The following is a 15,067-nucleotide window of genomic DNA, read 5'->3' as shown; positions in this document are numbered from 1 at the left end:
TGGGGCAAGCGGGTGATGCACCCGGTGTGGTATTCCTGACCCTCGCATGAGCACCTGGTCCCCCACTTCCTGGAAGACGAAGACCATCACCCAAGACGTCCGCTACGAGGACCCGAAGGAGGTGGAGGACGTCGTCACGGCGCTCGGCCGGCTGCCTCCGCTGGTCACCTCCTGGGAGGTGGAGCGGCTGCGCGAGCTCCTTGCGGACGCCCAGCAGGGCCGCCGCTTCCTGCTGCAGGGCGGGGACTGCGCCGAGTCGCTCTCCGACTGCCGTCCGGACATCATCACCAACCGGCAGAAGATCATCCTGCAGATGTCCCTGGTGCTCATCCACGGGGGGCACCGGCCCGTCATCCGGGTGGGGCGCATCGCCGGCCAGTACGCCAAGCCGCGCTCCAAGCCCACCGAGACGCGCGGGGGCGTGGAGCTGCCCAGCTACTTCGGGGACCTCGTCAACCGGCCCGAGTTCACCCCCGAGGCGCGGCGGGCGGATCCCCAGCTGATGCTGGCCTGCTACCACCATGCGGCGATGACGCTCAACTTCGTGCGCTCGCTGAGCGACGGTGGCTTCGCCGACGTGCACCACCCCGAGTACTGGGACCTGAGCTTCTTCCAGCAGGCCGCCGTGCCGGGCGAGCTGCGCGAGGAGTACGAGCAGGCCACCCGCAAGCTCAGCGAGGCCCTGCGCTTCATGGAGGCCCTGGGCGAGCGCACCGTGGCCGACCTCACCCGCGTGGACTTCTACACCAGCCACGAGGGCCTCAACCTCCACTACGAGTCCGCCCAGACGCGCCAGGTGCCGTGGCGCAAGGGCTGGTACGACTTGACGACGCACCTGCCGTGGATCGGCGAGCGCACCCGGGCCCTGGACGGCGCCCACGTGGAGTTCTTCCGCGGCATCCGCAACCCGGTGGGCGTGAAGCTCGGCCCCAGCGTGTCCCCCGAGGACGCCGTGCGCCTGGCCGAGCAGCTCAACCCGGACAACGAGCCGGGCAAGCTCGTCCTCATCACCCGCATGGGCGCCCAGAAGGTGGCCGATGCGCTCCCCCCGGTGGTGGAGGCCATGCGGCGCGCGGGCCGGCTCGTGCTGTGGGTGTGCGACCCGATGCACGGCAACACCGTGAGCACCTCCTCCGGCATCAAGACGCGCAACTTCGATGACGTCCTGCGCGAGGTGGAGCAGAGCTTCGACGTGCACGAGCGGCTCGGCTCCATCCTGGGTGGGGTGCACTTCGAGCTCACCGGCGAGGACGTCACCGAATGCATGGGCGGTGCCGTGGGCATCACCGAGAAGGACCTGGAGCGCAACTACGCCACGCTGTGCGATCCGCGGCTCAACTACCGCCAGGCCCTGGAGATGAGCTTCCGCCTCGCCCGGCGCATGAGCCGCCTGGCCCGCGCGCCCCAGTCCTGAGCCGGGCGCCTCAGGGGGCCGGAGGCATCGTCCGGTCCTCGGGAGCAGTGCGCGGCAGATGGACCGTGAAGGTGGTGCCCTCGCCCTTGTTGGAGCGCACCTCCACCTCGCCTCCGTGCGCGTGGGCCACCTGCCGGACGATGTAGAGCCCCAGCCCCACGCTGCGGGTGGCCGCCTTGCCCGTGGTGCCGCGCCGGAAGGGCTGGAAGAGCGTCGCCCGCAGCTCGGCGGGAATGGGCTCCCCCTCGTTGTGCACCGAGAGCAGCATCTCGCTGCCCTCCTCGCGCACCTCCACCCGCACCGGTGTGTCCGGCCGTCCATGGTGCAAGGCATTGGTCAGCAGGTTGCCCACCACCTGCGCCAGGCGGTCCGCGTCCCACCACCCCCACCCGTCTCCCCGCACCACCAGCTCCAGCCGCCGGCCCGGGTGGGCCACCTGCAACTCCTCCATCGCGCCCCGGGCGATGTCGTGCAGGTTCACCCGCTCGCGCAGCACCGGCAGCCCACCGCCCACGCTGCTGCGCGCGAAGTCGAGGATGTCGCTGAGCATCCGCGCCATCCGCCCCGCGCTGGTACGGATGCGCTCCACCGCGCGCTGGGCCCCGTCGCTCATCTCCTCGGTGCGCTGCAGCAGGTAGGCCGAGGCGCTGATGGCGTTGAGCGGATTGCGCAGGTCATGCCCCAGCACGCCGATGAGCTGCTCGCGCAGCTCGCCCGAGCGGCGCAGCTCGGCCTCCACCTTCTTCAGCGGGGTGATGTCCACCACCACGCAGCCCAGGCCCAGCACCTCGCCGCCCTCGGCGCGCACCGGGTAGTAGTTGCCCAGCCAGTAGCGCGCGGGGCCCTTGCAGTCCGGGCCGTGGCTGACGAACTCGTGGTTGGACACCGGCTCGCCCGTCTCCAGGACGCGGCGGAAGAGGGGCTCGTAGAGGTCGGCGACCCAGCCGGGCACCACGTCGCGCACCCGCTTGCCCTGGTGGAACTCCACCGGGTGGCCGTGGATGTTGGCCAGCGTCTCGTTGATGCGCAGGTAGCGCAGCTCCTGGTCCAGGAAGGCGATGCCCACCGGCGAGGCCTCGAGCAGCGTGTCCAGCTGCGCCAGCGAGCGCTGGGCCTCGGCCCGGATGAGCCGCTCGCGCCCGGCCAGCTCCGCCTGCACGATGAAGCCGGTGGCGCGGTTGACCATGGCCCGGAAGAGCAGCTTGTCGGACTCGCTGAAGTCGAAGGCCGTCCGGGAGCTCATGTGCGCCACGCCGATGAGCGTCTCGCCGTGGGTGAGCGGGACGCTGTAGACCGCGCGGATGCCCAGCGCGCGCAGGGGCTCGTGGCTCAGCAGGGGATGGGTGGCGGCCGAGCGCACCGAGCGCGGCTGCCGCCCGGTGGCCACCTGGCCCGTGAGGCCCTGGTCCAGCGGCATGCTGAAGCCGTCCGCCAGGGCCTGCTTCGCCCCGAGCCCCACCGCCGCGCGCAGCCGCAGCCGCTCCCCCTCGCGCAGGAGGATGGAGGCCCCGTCCACCGCCACCGCCGTCTCCATCAACAGCTTGAGCAGCCGCGGCAGGAAGCTGTCCAGGGCCTCGCTCTCCAGCGCCGCCCGGGACACGCGCTCCAGCGCCTGGAGCATCCGCTCGCGCACCTGCACGTAGCTGGTGATGGCGCTGATGATGCCCTGGTCGATGGTCTCGTCCAGCAGCTCCAGCTCGCTCAAGCCCGGCCAGAGCCCGGTGCGCTCCATGAGCCGGAAGATGCAGTGGCGCAGCAACCCGTACTCCAGGGCGACTTCGCCCGGCTCGTAGCCCAGCTCCAGCCGTTGCAGGGCATGCTCGCCGGAGATGATTTGTGGCGCCTGGGGCGTCTGCCCCTCCTGGGCCTGCTCCGCGGCGTCCGCCAGCCGGTCGAGAAACTCGGGCATCTGGTTGCGCAGCAGGTTGGTGTCGGAGGTGTGCTCCGCGTGGCGCTCGCGCAGGGCGTGCTCCCAGTCCGAGAGGATGTCCTCGCGGTGCCGCCGCAGGAAGTCCGCCAGCCGGTAGTGCCCCCCGGGCTCGGGCCCGGGCGGTTGAGGTGGCTCCTGATCCCTCATGCGCGCTCCCCCAAGGCGACCCCCCGCGGCCCGCCTTGAAACTGCTCATGGCGCCAGGTCACGCCCTCGTACCAGCGAACCAGGAGGAGGAGCCCGGGAGTCGTAGGGCGTTCCCCTCACCGGGCGGCCCGGAGCGTGGGCCCTCCGCTCCCTGGCCGTCCCTCCTCGGGGGGCAGGCGACGCTCCCCTGCGACGAAGCCCCACCCGGGGGAGGGGAAGGGTTAGGTTGGAGGCAAGATGAGCACGCTCCTCCTCACCCGCAGTGATGTCGTCCGCCACATGGAGGCCCTCACCCTCCTCTCGGAGATGCGTGAGGCCTTCCGCGCCGATGCGCAGACGCGCCCGGCGGAGCCCCAGCGCGCCCGGGCCACCCTGCACGACAAGGGCAGTGCGTTGGTCGTCTTCCCCGGCACCCTGACCGGCATTCCCGCCTACACCGTGAAGGTCCATGCGAAGTTCCCCGGCGGCTCTCCAGCCATCCAGGGGGTGGTGCAGCTGCATGACCTGGAGACCGGGGCGCTGCTGGCGGTGATGGACTCGGGGCACCTCACGTCGCTGCGCACCGGGGTGGTGGGCGCGCTGGCCGCGGATGTGCTCGCCCGGCAGGATGCCTCCCGGGTGGCCCTCATCGGCGCGGGGGCCCAGGCCTCCATGCAGCTCAAGAGCCTGCGGCTGGTGCGCAGCCTCAACCACGTGCGCGTCTACGACGTGAATGTGGCGCGGGCCGTGGAGTTCTCCACCCGCATGTACCACGCGCTCAACCTGCCGATGCGCCCGGCCATGTCGGTGGAGGAGGCGGTGGAGGACGCGGACATCGTCATCACCGCTACGCCCTCGCGCGAGCCCTTCCTCTTCCCGGGCATGCTGCGCGGCGGCTCGCACGTCACCGCGCTGGGCGCGGACGAGCCGGGCAAGGCCGAGCTCTCCGCCGGGCTGCTGCGCCAGTCCACCTTCTTCTGTGACAACCGGGCGTTGAATGTCGCCATGGGCGCCCCCGCGGGCGCGGGCGTCGGCGCCGAGGTCATCCACGCGGAGCTGGGCGAGGTGCTGACGGGCAGCAAGCCGGGGCGCACCGATGCCGGGCAGGTCACCCTCTTCGGCGCGGTGGGCCTGCCCTTCCAGGACCTGGTCGCGGCCTGGCACATCTACCAGGGCGCGCGCCATGACGACTCGGTGCAGCGCGTGGACTTCCGCGCCTGAGCGGCGCCCGGAGCCCTGCTTCCGGCCTCAGTGCGTGGTGCGGCGCGCCGGGCGGGGAATCTCCCGGGGCCCGGACAGGAGGCTGTCGGGGCCGTGGTGGAGGTACACCTCGTCCGCGACGATCTCCCGCACGTCATCGAGCGGGACGGCGTAGTCCTTGCGCCAGACGAGCAGGCCCTTCTCGACGATGAGGCCCTCGTCCGTCACCTCGACGACATGTCCGAGTTTCTCGCCCCGGTGGGTAAACACCACCATGCCCTCGTGCAGCTCCGAACGCTCCACCATGTGCCCGCTCCTCCTCGCTCTGGAGGGACCGCCGGGCGGCGGCCCCAGACACTCAAGCTAGGGCCGTGATGGGGGTCCGTCACCGGGCGGGCAACCAGGCTCGCGGCGAAGGTTGACCGGTGCACGGAGGTGGCGAGCGGCCCGGGGCGCTGTGTCGTCCGCCGGGGCATGCCCATCTTCCCCGGGTCTGGAGGTGGATGATGATGGTGGGCTTCATGGCTTCGAGGACGGGGCGTTGGACGCGCATGCTGACCGGCGCCTCCCTGGTGGTGGGCGGCCTGTCCACGGGCTCCGTCAAGGGCAAGGTGATGGCGCTGGCGGGGCTCGTTCCCTTGCTCGCGGGGGCCTTCGATGTCTGTCTCTTCGGTCCGCTCTTCGGCCTGCCGCTGAAGGGGGAGGCCATCCGCCGCAAGGTGGGGCTCATCGGCGAGGACTCGCTGCTGCCCCACCCGCCGATGCCCCTGACGGAGCGCCCCACGCTGCTGCACTGAGCGCCGCGCTAGGAGCGCACGCCGAAGGGGATGGAGAGCGTGCCGAACTGCTCGCCGGTGCGCGCGTCCACCAGCCGCGCCTGGAGGGTGACGCTGCCCTCGCGCTCGCTCACGTTCTGGAAGTAGAGGAAGCCGGTGACGGTGCCGCCCGTGTCCAGGGTGCCCTCGGGCAGGGCCTGGCGCAGCATGTCCCGCGTGGGCAGCGGCTCCGGCGCGCGGTACCAGGAGGAGGAGGGCCCCCAGAAGGGATCATAGAAGCCCGGCCCGTACCAGGGATCATACCAGCCCGAGCCGTACCAGCCCCGCCCCCAGGAAGGGCCCCAGCCGAACGCGCTCGGACCCCAGCCCCAGCGCGAGTGCACGCCCACGCCCACGCCCAGTCTGACGTTGCCCTCGTAGCCCGAGCCGCCCACGGCCGCGGTGCCGTCCCCGCCCAGCTCGAAGGGGGAGAGGGCGGCGTAGTGGAACTGGGAGTTGCCCTTCAGCGAGAAGGAGTCGTAGTCGATGCGCAGGGGCCGGCCGCTCTGGTTCTCGATGCGCACGCGCACCGGGGTGACGATGCGCTCGAGGTCCGAGGGGGTGCCCTTCCACGCGTCTCCATCGGCCACCAGGCGCACGCCTTCAGCCTCGGCGAGGGCCGCGCCGGCCTGGGTGGTGGGAGTGCTCGGCAGGGGCTGCAGCGTGGTGGTGGAAACGCAGCCCGCGGCGAGCAGCAGCGCCGCGAGCGCGAGCCAGGGAGCGCGCGTACGCATGGGGGTTCTCCTCCCACAACATTAGGAGTGGACCCGGCGACATGCGCGAGACGCGGCGGTGGCCGCCTGGTGTGGAGGCTAGGGCCCGGCGGCGGTGGTGCCGCGCCAGGGAGAGCCCAGCAGCGCGTCCCAGTCCTGCACGCGCGCCCAGTCCTCGAAGGTGTGCCAGCCCACCTCGGGGAAGTCCCGGCGCAGCAGGGAGATGTTGGCGTGGTAGCCCACGCCCTGCAGCCACTCGAACATGCGCCCCAGGTCCTCGTTGGCCGCGCGCACCGCCTCCAGCGGCGTCTCCTCGTAGTGCAGCTTGTGGCCGCTGACGTAGGAGAGGAGGGCGGCGGCCTGCTCGCCCGTCACCTCGTCGGAGGCGACCTCGAAGCGCTTGCCGTAGAGCTCCTCGGGCCACTCCATGATGCGGGTGCAGAAGGCGGCGAGGTCCGCCATGGGCACCATCTGCAGGCCCTGGTGGGGCGGCAGCGGTAGCGACAGCACCCCCTCGTGCAGCCCCTGGGCGTAGGAGGCCCCGAGGAAGTTCTCCATGAAGAAGACGGGGGCGACGATGGTGTAGGGCAGGCCGCTGCGGCGCAGGTGCTCCTCCACCACGTGCTTCGTCTCGAAGTGGGGGATGCCGGTGTTCTGGTCCGCCCCGGCCACCGAGGAGTAGACGAAGTGGCGCACCCGGGCGATCTTCGCGGAGTCGATGAGGTGGCGGCCGTGGCGCACCTCGCCCTCGAGGCCTCCGCCCTGGAAGGGGGTGGCCATGGCGAACACCGAGTCCACGCCCTGCATGGCGCGCTCGATGCTCTCGGGGTCATCGAAGTCCCCGGTGATGAGCTCCGCCTGGCGCTCGGCCAGCTCCCGGGCCGCGGGCGAGTCCGGGGAGCGGACGAAGGCGAGCACGCGATGGCCTCGCTTGAGGAGCAGACGGGCCAACGCGCCGCCCTGCTTTCCGGTGGCACCGGTCACCAACACGGTCAGTGGTCGGAACATGCGATTCCTCCGGACAGAACCTTCTCCCCAAGTTGGGGACGGGCGGCGCGTGGGTCGAGGGGAGTGCTCCAGGGCTAGCGCTTCTTGCCTGGTCCCTTCTTCTTCTTCACGCCCTGCTTCGGCTCCTCCCGCTTCGGCTCCTGCTTGTCCGGCGCCTCCTGGGGGGTGCGGCCCGTCCGGGCGGACACCTCGCGGGCGACCCGGCGCACGCCGGAGAACGCGTCACCGGCCAGCTTCTTGGCTCCGGTGAGCGGGCGGCCCTTGGCGGCCTCCTTCGCCGCCTCCATCACGCGGGACACCGCCTGCTGGGCCAGCCCCTTCAGGCCCTCGAGCCGGGTCTCGTCCGGCGTGGCGTCCTGGGCCTTCCCCATGTCCGCCTTCTCCTGGACGACGGTGGACTCCTGGGGCGCGGCGGCCCGCTGGGCCACGGGGGCCTCCGCGTCCGTGGACTCCGCCGGGGACTCGGAGACGCGCATCTGCTTCGAGCGCTCGCGCTCCTCGCGGTGCTTGCGGTACAGCTCCGCCGTCTGCGCGTGCGCGCGTCCGTAGTGGAGCCCCGTGTCGGCCTGGGGCTTGGCCTGCTCCGCGGGAGGCGTCTGCTCGGCGCCGCCCGGATTGGTCGTGCTGGGCTCCGGCTTGTCGGCCTTGAAATGATCGAAGCTGTACGTGCGCATCCCTATCTCCTTACCCGCCAGTGGTTTCGGGCACTGGTCCGGAAGGTAGGGAGCACGGGCCGGGACAGGAACCACGGTCGGGGGCAGGCAGGAGGGCGAGGGCCGCTCCGCCAGGAGGCCCGGTAAGGGCTCAGCTCAGGTAGGACGGGGTGAACTCGTGGGCGTGGAGGATGGGCTGGCGTCCCGCGAAGCCCCCCTCCAGCTCGTGCCAGTGGGTGATCGCCGGCTCGCCAAAGCGCCAGCAGAGGTACACCGGACGTCCGGCCTTGAGCGCGCGGAAGTCCACCAGGCCGTCCGCGGCCTTGATCTCCACGCCCAGGTCCTGGAACTGCTCCAGCTCCCCCTGGATGCTGTCGATGAGTGCATCCCGCTCGCCCCGCAGTGGCACGGTGCGCTCCGGGCCGGCTCCGGCCTCCTGGAGCTCTTCCAGCTCGCGGACGAGCGCCTGCACGCGCTCCACGAAGGGCCGCACCCGGGTGAAGGTGTGGGTGAGCAGCGGGATGAGGCGGTTGGCTTCTTCCACTCCGAAGTAGCGCATGGCGGCCCCGAGCTTAGCGCCCGGGACCGGCGGGGAGGGGCGGAGAGCCGCGCCCCTCAGCGCTTCTTCGAGGGCACGCGCTTGACGGCCGTCTTCACGGCGCGCGCCACGGTCTTCTTCGCCGCGGCCGCGGCCCGCGTCAGCACCTTGCGCCCCACGCTGCGCAGCGATACGGGCTCGGCCGCGCTCTTCCGGGTGGGGGTCTTCTCCACCATCGGCTTCCGGGTCGTGGTGGCCTTGGGCGCCGCCGAAACCGTCCGCTTGCGAGCGGGTGCCTTCTTGGCCGCCGCGGGCTTCGCCTGGGCCGTGGCCTTCTTCGCCGCCCCCGCGCGCTTCTTCGCCTGGGCGCGCGAGCGGTAGCGCTTCACGGTCTCGGCATGGGCCTGCCCGTAGCTGGCGGCCGCCTTGGGCAGCGTGGCGTGCTCCGCCTTGTCCTGGCTCAGCGCCTGTTCGTGCTCGGCGTTGCCGAGCCGCGGGCCCGAGCCCTGGTAGGTCTGCGCCGGCTGCTGCGACTTGAAGGGTTCGAAACTGTAGGTTCTGCCCATAGATGTCTCCTGCTGGCGTACCTCGGCTGTCCCAAAGGTAGGGCGTGCACCCAGTAGGCGGAATGGCTCGCGGGACAGGGGGAGCAGCCGAGCGCAGCGGGTCGGGATGGACCTGTCGAGAGCCCCGCCGGCGCGAATTCCTCGCGTGAATCCTCACTCCCCAAGCGCCGGCACCGCTCGACGGAAGACGCGGTTCCACAGGGAGGACGCATCTGCTGCGCGCACCCGCGCACGTCCTCGTGTGCGGGCTCCCGATGGGGGCGGGTGGATGATGACCTGGGGGGTCGGATGGACCTCCCTGAAAAACCCGATAAGGCAGGAAGAAAGAGAAAGCTCCGCTGGAATTCTACGCCTGCTCATCTCGGAGGACATGCAACGAGGTGGGGGGACGTCGTGTGTGCAAAGGCAACCCTTCACGTGGGCCCATGGCTTGCACAACCCCGGCTCGCAGCGGATTCGCCAGTTGTTGGGGGAGAGCGAGACAACCATGAGCGCCTTTCATCAGCCGAAGCTGTTCTGCCCGATCGCCCCGGAGTTGCACCCCCTGATGAAGCAGATCGAGGGTGAGGCGTTGGATCGCTGGGCGAAGTACCTCGGTGTGCATGCGAGGCACTCGGTCTTCCACAAGCTGCAGCGCAGCCACTTCCCCTTCCTGCTGGGCCGCTGCCACCCGGACGTGCCGCAGGAGAACCTGCGCGCGGCGCTCGACTTCCTCATCTGGAACTTCTCGTGGGATGACCAGGTGGACGTGGGCGAGGTGCCCGCGGACTGGGTGCGCCAGCAGAGCGAGATGGCGCTGGCGGTGCTCAAGGGCGCCATCCCCTACCACGAGGCGCCGCCGCTGCTCTGGCTGCTGGCGAGCATCCGCGAGCGCATCGCCGCGCGGATGCCGGAGGCGTGGATGGAGCGCTTCATCCACGCCTGCCAGTGCTACTTCGAGGGCACCATCTGGGAGGCGGAGGTGCGCGGCAACCGCGTCTGCCTGGACGTGGACACGTACATCCAGCTGCGCCGCCTGTCGGTGGGCACGTACATGGGCTTCACCCAGGTGGAGGCCATCGAGGGCTTCCTGCTGCCCGACGAGGTGCTGGCGCACCCGGCCCTCCAGCAGCTCGTGGAGACGGCCACGGACATCATCGCCTGGGCCAATGACTTGTTCTCGCTGGCGCAGGACCTCCAGGACGAGTTCCACCCCAACCTGGTGTTCTCCATCCAGAAGGAGCGGGGGCTGGGGCTGCAGGAGGCCATCGGCGTGGCGGTGGAGATGCACGACACGGCCATGCGGCGCTTCCTGGAGCAGGAGAAGAGCCTGCCCTCGTTCGGCGAGCACGACGCGCACGTGGCGCGCTACGTCACGGGCATCCGCCGCTGGGTGCGTGCCAACGTCGACTGGTCCATCCAGACGGGCCGCTACGAGGAGGGCGCGGGTGAGGCCGCCCCCCGGCAGGTGCGCGTGGCCTGAGCGGCACCGGGCGCGAGGCCCTCGCGCCTACTCCCAGGAGAACTCCACCGAGAACTCGGTGAGGCTCTTCTGCCGGACGGTGGCGCGCGAGCCCTTGAGCTGGGCGGCGTTGAGGATCTGCATCAGCGAGCCGGCGAAGTAGGCGCCGGGAACGGCGTTGACGTAGTCGATGCGGCCGCTCTTGGGGCCGCTCCACGTCAGCGAGCAGGTGCCGTGGTCCCACGCCGTCTTGTAGGCCGAGGGCATGCTGTCGATGAGCCGCTTGGGCTCCTTGCCCACCAACGACAGCAGCATCTTGCCCGTGGTGGACTCGAGGAAGCGGGGCGCGACGCGCAAGCCCAGGTGCTGCATCGCCCCGTCGAAGCCGCCGTGCTTGGGGCTCAGCTCCCGCGCGGCGGCGTAGGTCAGCTTGAGGAAGGTGCTGACGGGGTAGGAGAAGAAGGCGGTGAAGTTGCCGCTGCCGGCCGCCTCCACACAGCGCTTGAGGGCGTCCGGGCCCACCTCCGTCCGCACCAGGTCCAGCGCGGCGCCGAAGAGGAAGCCTCGGGTGGTGTCCTTGGCCCCCACCGCGCCCAGTCGTTGCTCCAGCTCGTGTTGCACTGTCGAGGACCCCTGCGACGACTGCGCCGTCGGCGTGTTGCTCATGCGTGTCTTCCCCCGCGAATGACATCCACTCTACGACGGTTCACGGGGATGTGTCCTAGAGCCTGAGAAATTCGAGCAGCGCTCCCAGGTCCTGGTCGGACAAGGCTTGCTGGCTGTACGGCGGCATATTTCCGCCCACGCCGAAGAAACGGCCGTGCCGCACCTTCTCGATGAAGACGAGCCCGGGAGACACGCCGGGGAAGAGCGTGCCGTAGTCCTGGGCCACCTCGGGGAGGATGGAGGCGAGCTCCGTGATGCGGCCCTTCCCGGTGTGCGGCTCGCCGTGGCACTCCTGGCACGCGGCCTTGTACACGTCCGCGCCCCGGCTGGCGTTGCCGCGCGGCACATCGGTGATGTCCTTGACGAGGGTGAAGGGTTGCGCCGGTGCCTGGGCATCCGGGCCGAGGCTCACCAGGTACTCGTAGAGGGCGCGGCTCTTGGGGTCCTCGGGCGCGAGCGGGGTGACGCCGCGCATGAAGGCCGTGTAGCAGAAGTTCACCGCGTCCAGCAGGCGCGTCTCGTAGCCGCCCCACCAGTGGGGACGGGCGGCCACGTTGTGCAGCGAGAGGCCCACGTACACCTTGCCCGCGGGCGGCGTGGCCGTGGTGGCGTGGCACGTGGCGCACGAGAAGCTGTTGTACTGGCTCTCCGACAGCGCCGCGTCGCGGAACAGCTCCTCGCCATACTCCGCCGCGGGCGTGGGGCCACAGCCGGCCGCGAGCAGCACCGCTCCCAATCCCAACCACTTCATGGCGTGCTCCGCAGGATGCCCACCGAGTCCGGGTAGATGCCCACCTTCACCGTCTTCACCACCTCGCCCACCGCACCCGCCTGGAGATCCAACACGTGCAGCGTGCCCGGGCCCTGGTGGTCTCCCTCGCATACCGCCAGCGCGTGCCGGCCATCCGGCGTGAGCTCCACCTGGTGCACGTTGAGGCAGCCCGCATCCGACAGGTGGATCTCCCCCTGGATGGCGGACGTGGCCGTGTCGATGACCGCCACGGCGTCCACCGCCTGGTAGGGCAGGTAGAGCGTCTTGCCGTCCGCGGTGACGGTGCCGAACATGGGCGCGCCGCGCAGGCCGTAGATGGAGCGCTCGGGCCGCACCGTGAGCGACTCGGGGTCCAGGTAGTGCACCGTGTGGCTCTTGAGCGAGCCCACCCAGAGCGCGCCATCCGTGGGCGACAGGGTGAGCGCATACGGCTCGTGCTTCGGCGCGAGGGCGGAGCCCGGGTTGGGCATCTTCACGCGGGTGACGGTGCGCTCCGGCGTGTCGAGCTGCACCACCGCCACCTCGTCCGAGATGCACGCGGCATAGGCCCGCTTCTCGTCGGGGGACAGGCGCACCGCGTGCGGCGCGGGGCAGAGCGGCACCATCGCCTTGCGCGTCATCGTGTCCGCGTCGAGGATGGCCAGGCGCGCGTCCATCTTGCGCTCATCGGTGATGCCGTTCCTCGCCGCGTCCTGGATCTTCAGCAGATCGAAGTGCGTCTGGTACAGCGTGCGGCCGTCCTTGCTGAGGACGAGGTCTCCCGGGTTGCGGTCCACGCGCACCGAGCCCACCAGCCGGTTGTCCTTCGCATCCAGCTTGAGGGCGTAGCCGTCCGCGGTGCCGCTGCCGTGGTTGCCGTGCGGCCCCGAGCCAGCGCCGGGCACGAAGTAGGAGAGGCCCACGTAGTAGGAGTCCCCGCGCGGGGAGAAGGCGGCGTGGTGCGGCCCCTCCAGCTCCACGGGGTTGAGCCCCACCGGCACGCGCGCCAGCTCGCCCCAGTCCGCCGAGAGCATCGTGTCCAGGTCCAGCAGGCTCACGGTGTCATCGAGGCTGTTGGTGACGACGATGCGCCCGCCGCCCAGCGGGGGCAGCTCCGGCCCCGAGGGCCACGCCGTGTCGTGCGCGAAGTCGAGCTCCGGCTCCCGCGTGCCGGTGCACGCCCCGAGCGCGAGCGGGGCGAGCAGCGCGAGCAGGTGCCGCCTCACTGCGCGCTCCGGCGGAAGGTGCGCGGCTCGGCGAGGCGGAAGGGGCCCTCGGTGACGCGGTTCTGCGCGAGGTAGGCGCTCATCACCTGCACGGTGAGGTCCTTGCCCGCGTGCTTGCCCAGCTCGGCCCACGTGGTGGCGTCCAGCTGCCAGGACAGCTCCGACGTCACCACCTGGGCCACGGGGCACTCGCCGCCGGCGGAGATCTCCAGCCAGTAGAGGTCCCCGGTGTACGGGGGCAGGTGCGCGTGGGCCGTGGGGAGCAGCAGGTCTCCCAGCCAGGCGGTGAAGGAGCGGGAGGGACGGGGCGCCGCCTCCAGCGCGAGCATGCCCGGGCCGCTGCGCTGCAGCGAGGTGCTCAGGGGCGAGGTCCACTCCCAGGTGGGCGGGGGGGCGCTGGCCGGGTACGCCTCGCCCTCGGTGGGGGAGAGGAGGGTGACGGCGCCGGAGGAGTCGAGGGGCCGCTGCTTCACGTCCACCAGGGCGCGCCAGGCCTCGTCGGTGGAGCTGCCGGCGTAGAGGGGCTCTCCGCAATCGGTGGTGTCCGGGTCACAGGCGGACGTGGCCAGGGCGAGGGCGGCCACGCAGGCGGTGCTCAGGTGTCTCACGTTCATGTCAGTTCTCCGGGTGGTGGCGCCGCCGCGGACGGCGGAGGGTCGAGAGCACGAGGAGGCAGGCCGCGGGCAGCAGGCCGGTGGCGGACGAGCACCCCTTCTTGGGGGGCTCGGGGAGCGGGTCGGTGGTGCCGGCATCCGCGGTGCCCGCGTCGGCGCCCCCATCCACCGTCCCGCCATCGCCCGTCTCCTCGGACGGCAGGGAGGGGTCGGCCCCGATGGTGGGCGCGAACTGGGGCCAGCGCGGGCGGCACACCTCATGCGTGGGAGTCCCCGCGGGGCACGCGAGAGGCCGGGTGTCGGGCAGGTTGAAGCGGGGCGTGTACGTCTGGCCCTCGTCGGTGGTGGTGGCCAGGGCCCAGTCGTGCACGCGGGAGGCGCCGCAGACGTAGAGGACGTCGCCCTCGCGCTGCACGCAGGCGTTGCCGTCGGGCAGGGGCAGGAGCGTGGCCTGGCTCTCCCCGGCGCGGACGCGGAAGAGGCGCGTGGGCGTGGCGGCCCAGAGCGTGTTGCCGTCAGGGGACACCTCCATGCCGATGAGGTACTCGTCGATGGCGTCGCGCTCCTGGCCCTCGGGGTGGAGCACGGAGCGGAAGGTGCGGCCTCCATCCGTGCTCTCCAGCACGTACGTCCAGCCCTGCCAGGACACGCGCGCCCAGAGCCGGTCCGGGTCGGTGTCCGACACGCGCAGGACGAACAGATCATACGGGCGCGAGCCCGCCGAGTACTCGGGGAAGGGGTGGGCGATCTCCTCCCAGTGCTCTCCCTCGTCATCGCTGCGGTAGATGCGCAGGCCGGTGGCCGTGCCGCCGGAGACGTAGACGCGCCGCGGATCCGAGGGCGCCACCTTCACGGCGGTGAAGACGGCGGTGTCGCTGCGCAGGCTGGGGCTGAACGTCGCGCCGCCGTCGTCGCTGCGGAAGATGCCGTTGGGCGAGGCGCTGCGGCCCGTCGTCACCCAGAGGCGCGAGGGATTGGCGGGGGGAGAGGCGAGCCCCATGGGCCACAGCCCCTGGGCCTTGAAGTAGTCGTGCACCGTCCAGGTGCAGCCGGCGTCGTCCGAGCGGATGAGCGCGGCGCCGGTGGCGGCGAGCAGGGTGCCATCGGGCTGCCAGAGGAAGGTCTCCGGACGCCAGCCGCCGTAGTTCATGGACTCGGGGCAGATCCAGCTCCACGTCTTCCCGCTGTCGCGGGAGATGACGGCCCCGAAGGTGGCGCCGAGGAACATGTCCTCGGGGTGGCCGCGGCGCACGGTGACGCTGGTGGTGTCCGGGTAGCCCAGGTGGGCCAGGGCGGGAGTGGTGAGCAGCGCGAGCGGTGCCAGCAGCACCCCGCGGCGGAGCGAGGAGAGGAGTTTCATGGGAAGCCCTCCTGGGGCGGAGCCCGCACGATAAACGTCCGGTGCG

The 15,067-nt window shown here is 71.3% G+C and carries 16 protein-coding genes; 4 read left to right on the top strand and 12 right to left on the bottom strand.

The window, feature by feature from the left end; translation table 11 throughout:
• Nucleotides 1-46: 46 nt before the first annotated feature.
• Entirely contained in the window at nt 47-1,414 is a 1,368-nt protein-coding gene (locus tag NR798_RS44280) for a class II 3-deoxy-7-phosphoheptulonate synthase (RefSeq protein WP_375768659.1), read from the top strand.
• A 10-nt stretch (nt 1,415-1,424) separates the two neighbouring features.
• On the opposite strand, the gene NR798_RS44275 is transcribed toward NR798_RS44280, so the two are convergent.
• Nucleotides 1,425-3,491 (bottom strand): ATP-binding protein, encoded by a 2,067-nt coding sequence (locus NR798_RS44275; protein ID WP_375768658.1) that lies wholly within the window; start codon nt 3,489-3,491, stop codon nt 1,425-1,427.
• A 237-nt stretch (nt 3,492-3,728) separates the two neighbouring features.
• On the opposite strand from NR798_RS44275, the gene NR798_RS44270 reads away from it, so the two are divergent.
• Nucleotides 3,729-4,691: an ornithine cyclodeaminase family protein gene (locus tag NR798_RS44270; protein ID WP_375768657.1), complete on the top strand. Its 963-nt coding sequence runs from the start codon at nt 3,729-3,731 to the stop codon at nt 4,689-4,691.
• Nucleotides 4,692-4,718: 27 nt separating this feature from the next.
• On the opposite strand, the gene NR798_RS44265 is transcribed toward NR798_RS44270, so the two are convergent.
• On the bottom strand, nt 4,719-4,976 hold the full coding sequence (locus NR798_RS44265) for a hypothetical protein (protein ID WP_375768656.1): 258 nt from the start codon (nt 4,974-4,976) through the stop codon (nt 4,719-4,721).
• Nucleotides 4,977-5,191: 215 nt separating this feature from the next.
• On the opposite strand from NR798_RS44265, the gene NR798_RS44260 reads away from it, so the two are divergent.
• Complete coding sequence (locus NR798_RS44260; protein ID WP_375768655.1) at nt 5,192-5,467, top strand: hypothetical protein; 276 nt, start codon at nt 5,192-5,194, stop codon at nt 5,465-5,467.
• A gap of 8 nt (nt 5,468-5,475) precedes the next feature.
• Here the strand turns inward: NR798_RS44260 and NR798_RS44255 are convergent, their stop codons facing one another.
• The 5 genes from NR798_RS44255 to NR798_RS44235 form a co-directional block, all read right to left on the bottom strand.
• Complete coding sequence (locus NR798_RS44255) at nt 5,476-6,219, bottom strand: hypothetical protein (RefSeq protein ID WP_375768654.1); 744 nt, start codon at nt 6,217-6,219, stop codon at nt 5,476-5,478.
• Between the two features lie 78 nt (nt 6,220-6,297).
• Nucleotides 6,298-7,206, bottom strand: coding sequence for an NmrA/HSCARG family protein (locus NR798_RS44250; protein ID WP_375768653.1), 909 nt, complete (start codon nt 7,204-7,206; stop codon nt 6,298-6,300).
• 74 nt (nt 7,207-7,280) lie between these two features.
• On the bottom strand, nt 7,281-7,880 hold the full coding sequence (locus tag NR798_RS44245) for a hypothetical protein (protein ID WP_375768652.1): 600 nt from the start codon (nt 7,878-7,880) through the stop codon (nt 7,281-7,283).
• A gap of 130 nt (nt 7,881-8,010) precedes the next feature.
• Nucleotides 8,011-8,418, bottom strand: coding sequence for a DUF2203 domain-containing protein (locus tag NR798_RS44240; RefSeq protein ID WP_375768651.1), 408 nt, complete (start codon nt 8,416-8,418; stop codon nt 8,011-8,013).
• Between the two features lie 56 nt (nt 8,419-8,474).
• The gene (locus NR798_RS44235; RefSeq protein WP_375768650.1) at nt 8,475-8,963 is read right to left on the bottom strand and encodes a hypothetical protein; all 489 of its coding nucleotides are present in this window, start codon (nt 8,961-8,963) and stop codon (nt 8,475-8,477) included.
• A gap of 487 nt (nt 8,964-9,450) precedes the next feature.
• On the opposite strand from NR798_RS44235, the gene NR798_RS44230 reads away from it, so the two are divergent.
• Nucleotides 9,451-10,425: a hypothetical protein gene (locus NR798_RS44230; RefSeq protein WP_375768649.1), complete on the top strand. Its 975-nt coding sequence runs from the start codon at nt 9,451-9,453 to the stop codon at nt 10,423-10,425.
• Nucleotides 10,426-10,452: 27 nt separating this feature from the next.
• Here NR798_RS44230 and NR798_RS44225 read toward each other — a convergent pair whose 3' ends face one another.
• From NR798_RS44225 to NR798_RS44205, 5 genes are read right to left on the bottom strand one after another with little or no spacing between them, the layout of a single operon-like run.
• Nucleotides 10,453-11,070 (bottom strand): TIGR02265 family protein, encoded by a 618-nt coding sequence (locus tag NR798_RS44225; RefSeq protein ID WP_375768648.1) that lies wholly within the window; start codon nt 11,068-11,070, stop codon nt 10,453-10,455.
• 55 nt (nt 11,071-11,125) lie between these two features.
• On the bottom strand, nt 11,126-11,821 hold the full coding sequence (locus tag NR798_RS44220; RefSeq protein ID WP_375768647.1) for a c-type cytochrome: 696 nt from the start codon (nt 11,819-11,821) through the stop codon (nt 11,126-11,128).
• The gene (locus tag NR798_RS44215; protein WP_375768646.1) at nt 11,818-13,047 is read right to left on the bottom strand and encodes a YncE family protein; all 1,230 of its coding nucleotides are present in this window, start codon (nt 13,045-13,047) and stop codon (nt 11,818-11,820) included. Before NR798_RS44215 ends, NR798_RS44220 begins: the two co-directional genes overlap by 4 nt.
• Complete coding sequence (locus NR798_RS44210) at nt 13,044-13,661, bottom strand: hypothetical protein (protein ID WP_375768645.1); 618 nt, start codon at nt 13,659-13,661, stop codon at nt 13,044-13,046. The genes NR798_RS44215 and NR798_RS44210 overlap by 4 nt, the downstream gene beginning before the upstream one ends.
• A gap of 1 nt (nt 13,662) precedes the next feature.
• On the bottom strand, nt 13,663-15,021 hold the full coding sequence (locus tag NR798_RS44205; RefSeq protein WP_375768644.1) for a WD40/YVTN/BNR-like repeat-containing protein: 1,359 nt from the start codon (nt 15,019-15,021) through the stop codon (nt 13,663-13,665).
• Nucleotides 15,022-15,067: the final 46 nt, after the last annotated feature.

This window comes from Archangium gephyra, from assembly GCF_042230915.1.
Lineage (GTDB): Bacteria > Myxococcota > Myxococcia > Myxococcales > Myxococcaceae > Archangium > Archangium gephyra_B.
Note: the sequence above shows the minus strand (reverse complement) of the source record. Positions and strands in the feature narration are given on the sequence as shown.